This window comes from Mycobacterium sp. TH-M15, from assembly GCF_057473705.1.
The window spans coordinates 1-4,064 of record NZ_JBYCLB010000223.1 but is presented as its reverse complement, the minus strand read 5'-3'; the positions used below and the strand labels follow the sequence as shown (position 1 = coordinate 4,064).

The window sequence follows — 4,064 nt, the reverse complement described above, 5'->3', positions numbered from 1 at the left end:
CGGCCGAGCCGGGTGGCGGGACGCCGCCACCGGAAGCGTACGGGGGCGGTCGATGACGTCGAATACGTTGCGTACCAGGGTGATGCGCCTCGGCCGGCGCGGCGTCGCAATCGGCACCGGGATGCTGGTGCTGGCCGGCTGTCAGTTCGGCGGGTTGAACTCGCTGAACATGCCCGGCACCGCCGGTCACGGCAAGGGCTCCTACAGCATCACCGTGGAACTGCCCGATGTGGCCACCCTGCCGCAGAATTCGCCGGTGATGGTCGACGACGTCACCGTCGGCAGCGTCTCCGGGATCGACGCGGTGCAGGACCCGGACGGCAGTTTCCACGCCGCGGTGAAGCTGTCGCTGGACGGCAACGTCCATCTACCGGCCAACGCCATCGCCAAGGTGGCGCAGACGTCGCTGCTGGGCTCACAACACATCGACCTGGGTCCGCCGGTGGACCAGCCCGCGGTGGGCACGCTCGGCTCCGGCGACGTGATCCCGCTCAGCCGCACCGGTCGCTACCCCACCACCGAGGAAGTGCTGTCGTCACTGGGCATGGTGGTGAACAAGGGCAATCTCGGGGCGCTGCAAGACATCACCGACGAGCTCTACGCCGCGGTCGCGAACCGCACCGGCACGTTCGCCGGCCTGATCCCGCGCCTGGCGGAGCTGACCGGTTCGTTCGACCGGCAGATCGGTGACATCATCGCCACCGCCGAGGGTCTGAACCGGCTGGCCGGGACCTTGGCGCAGAGCTCCCCCAAGCTCACCCGGACGCTGGAGACGCTGCCCGCGGCGCTGAAGGTGCTCAACGACAACCGGGCCAACATCGTCGACGCGTTCGGGGCGGTGCAGAGCGCGGCGACGGTCGCCTCCCGGATTCTGGCCGAGTCCAAGGAGGATCTGATCGCCGACCTCAAGGACCTGTACCCGGTGGTGAAAGCCTTCGGCGACAACGCCAACGACCTGGTGACCGCCTTCCAGTTCATCCCGACCTTTCCGTTCGTCTCGAAATACCTGCGGAACGCGGTTCGCGGGGACTTCCTCAACGTGTACGTCACCTTCGACATGACGCTGCGCCGGCTCGGGGAGACGGTGTTCACCACCGGCGGATTCGACCCGAACATCCCGCACATGGCCGAGGTGCTCAACCCGCCCGACTTTCTGCTCGGCGAGCTGGCCAACCTGTCGGGGCAGGCGGCGGATCCGTTCAAGATCCCGCCCGGAACTGCCGCCCACTACGAGGACTGACCGCGATGCTGACCCGCCTGATCCGTATCCAACTGATGGCCTTCGCCATCGTCACGGTGCTCGCCGTCGGCGCGATCTCGGTGTTCTATCTGCACGCGCCCAGCCGGCTGGGCATTGGAACCTACACGGTGATCGCGGATTTCACCAGTGGCGGCGGCATCTACAAGGCCGCCAACGTCACCTACCGGGGCGTCACGGTCGGCCGGGTAGAACGGGTCCGCCTCAACAACGACGGGGTCGACGTCGAGCTGCGCCTCAACGGCCGCCCGGCGATCCCGGAGAACGTCACCGCCACCGTCAAGAGCATGTCGGCGATCGGCGAGCAGTACGTCGACCTGGTGCCGCCCCAGGAATCGGAGGGTGGAGCGGCCAACGGGAAGCTGCGCAACGGCGACCGGATCGGTCAGGACCGCACCTTCATCGGGCAGGACATCGCCGGGCTGCTGGAGCAGGCCGAGGTGATGGTCGACAGCATCGCCAACAGCCGGCTGCAGCAGATGCTGCGCGGCGCGTTCGCCGCGTTCAACGGCTCCGGGCCGGAGCTGGCGCGGTTGATCGAGTCGTCTCGGCTGCTGATCGACGAAGCCAATGCCAGCGCCGGGCAGACCACCGCGCTGCTGGACCAGCTGGGGCCGTTCCTGGACGCCCAGGTGCGCAGCGGCGACGACGGCAAGGCCCTGTTCCGGGCGCTGGCCCAGTTCACCGGCGAGGTGCGGCAGGCCGACCCGCAGCTGCGGACGACGCTGCAGACCGTCCCCGGCGTGGTCGAGCAGGCCAACACCACGTTCACCGGGATCCGGCCGTCGTTCCCGGTGCTGGCGGCCAGTCTGGCCAACTTCGGCCGGGTCGGGGTGATCTACCGCAAATCCATCGAACACGCGCTGGTGGTCTTCCCGGCGCTGATTGCGGCCCTGCTCACCGTCGCCGGCGGGGTGCCGATGGACGAGGGCGTCAAGCTCGACTTCAAAGTCGACATGCACGACCCGCCGCCGTGCACGGTCGGATTCGTCCCGTTCTACCAGATGCGCTCACCGGCCGACGAGAGCGTCCGCGAGCTGCCGAGCGACCTGTACTGCAAGGCGGCCCAAGACGATCCGTCCGCCATTCGGGGCGCGCGCAACTATCCGTGCATGGAGTACCCGGGCAAACGCGCCCCGACCATTCAGCTCTGCCGCGACCCGAGGGGCTTCGTGCCGATCGGCAGCAATCCGTGGCGTGGGCCACCGATCCCGTACGGCAGCGCCCCGGTGCAGGATCCGCGGATGCGCCGGCCGCTGAACAAGTTCCCGTTCATCCCGCCGGAGACCGACTACGATCCAGGTCCGCCGGTGGCCCAGCTGCCACCCGGCGTTCCGGCCGGCCCCGGCCCGGCGCCCAACCCGCCGTTCCCGGATGTGGTTCCGCCGAACAAGCCGGGACCGGTGCGGCCGCCGCCCTGGCCGTTCTACGCGCCACCGGACCAGAACATGCCCACCCTGCCCGGCGGCAACGGTGGTCTGCCGGCCTACGGGCGGGACCCGGCTCCGGCGGTGCCGCTACCCGGGCCGCCGCCCGTTCCGCCGCTGCTGCCCGGACCGCCGCCCCCCGCTCCGCTGCTGCCGGGACCGCCGCCGGCGGAGGCGCCGCTGCCGGCCGAGGTGCCGCCCGCTGCAGCCGGGGCGCAGGCGAACGGAGTGGCGCTGAGCACCTACGACCAGCGCACAGGGACGTTCGTCGATCCGGACGGCGGCAGCGGCGTGTACGTTCCCGGCAGTGACAAGCTGTTGCCGGCGGAGAACTGGGTGGACCTGATGCTCACCCCGAGGGAAGCGTGATGGCAGACGAGATCGAGGCCGACGAGGCAGTGACCGCAGCAGCCGGGGAATCCGACGAGACCGCCGAGGTGGTGACCGCGAAACGTCGCCGTCGGGCATCGCGGGCGGCCGGTCCGGTCGGAGACGCGGTGACCGTCTCCGCCGAGGCGCCGTCACCGGATGCGGGTCGTGCCGCGGCCCGGGTCAGTCCGGTTGGCCGGCCGCCCCGGCGGGCGCCGAATGGCGAGCGGGTGGCGATCGTCGCGGCCGCTGCGGTATTGGCGGCGACCGTCGTGGTGGGTGCCCTGGTCGCGATCCTGGGGGTGCAGCACCGACACGACGAGGCGGTCGCCGCCCACGATCAGCGGTTCGTCGACACCGCGGCCCAGACCGTGGTCAACATGTTCAGCTACACCGACCAGACGGTCGAGGAGAGTGTGGACCGGTTCGTGGCCGGGACCAGCGGCCCGCTGCGCGACATAATTGCGGGCAACGCCGAGAATCTCAAGGAGTTGTTCCGCGCCACCCGTATCGCCACCTCCGAAGTCGTGATCAATGCGGCGGCGCTGGAGGGCATCGACGAGGACACCGGAGACGCCTCGGTGCTGGTGGCGACGCGGGTGACCACGACCGGGCTGGACGGCGTCACCAAGCCGTCGCTGCCGTACCGGATGCGGGTGATCGTGCACCAGGACGACGAAGGCCGGATGACCGCATACGACCTGAAGTACCCCGACGGAGGCAACTGATGTCTTCGCGGGCCGAGCGGCTGCTGCGCTGGGCCGCGGTGGTGCTCTCGGTGGTCTTCGTCGGGCTGGGCGCGGTGGGCGGCTGGCTGTACTGGGACCGGGTGGCATGGAACGGCGAGCAGGCCGCACGGCAGGAGCTGCCGGTGTTGGCGGCCAAGGAGATCCCCCAGGTGCTCGGCTACGAGTACCAGACGGTGGAGCGCAGCCTGACCGAGACCTACCCGTATTTCACCCCGAACTACCGGCGGCAGTTCGAGGAGCACGTCACCAACGAGATCATCC

General features: G+C 69.8%; 3 protein-coding genes and 1 pseudogene. All 4 read left to right on the top strand.

Annotated elements, in window-relative coordinates:
* Nucleotides 1-82: 82 nt before the first annotated feature.
* Nucleotides 83-1,240 carry an MCE family protein gene (locus tag AC2VNT_RS05305; RefSeq protein WP_486945857.1) on the top strand — a complete coding sequence of 386 codons (1,158 nt, stop codon included), beginning with the start codon at nt 83-85 and terminating at the stop codon, nt 1,238-1,240.
* A 5-nt stretch (nt 1,241-1,245) separates the two neighbouring features.
* A complete protein-coding gene (locus AC2VNT_RS05300) occupies nt 1,246-3,054 on the top strand; it encodes an MCE family protein (protein WP_486945856.1) in 1,809 nt (602 codons plus the stop codon).
* Nucleotides 3,054-3,782, top strand: coding sequence for a mammalian cell entry protein (locus AC2VNT_RS05295; protein WP_486945855.1), 729 nt, complete (start codon nt 3,054-3,056; stop codon nt 3,780-3,782). Before AC2VNT_RS05300 ends, AC2VNT_RS05295 begins: the two co-directional genes overlap by 1 nt.
* Nucleotides 3,782-4,064: pseudogene (locus tag AC2VNT_RS05290) on the top strand (mammalian cell entry protein); the annotation flags it as partial. The gene AC2VNT_RS05295 and the pseudogene AC2VNT_RS05290, both read left to right, overlap by 1 nt.

Bases quoted from the DNA above. Each gene is read 5' to 3' on its own strand.
- AC2VNT_RS05300 (WP_486945856.1), top strand. From the start codon at position 1,246: ATGCTGACCCGCCTGATCCGTATCCAACTGATGGCCTTCGCCATCGTC.
- AC2VNT_RS05295 (WP_486945855.1), top strand. From the start codon at position 3,054: ATGGCAGACGAGATCGAGGCCGACGAGGCAGTGACCGCAGCAGCCGGG.
- AC2VNT_RS05305 (WP_486945857.1), top strand. From the start codon at position 83: ATGCGCCTCGGCCGGCGCGGCGTCGCAATCGGCACCGGGATGCTGGTG.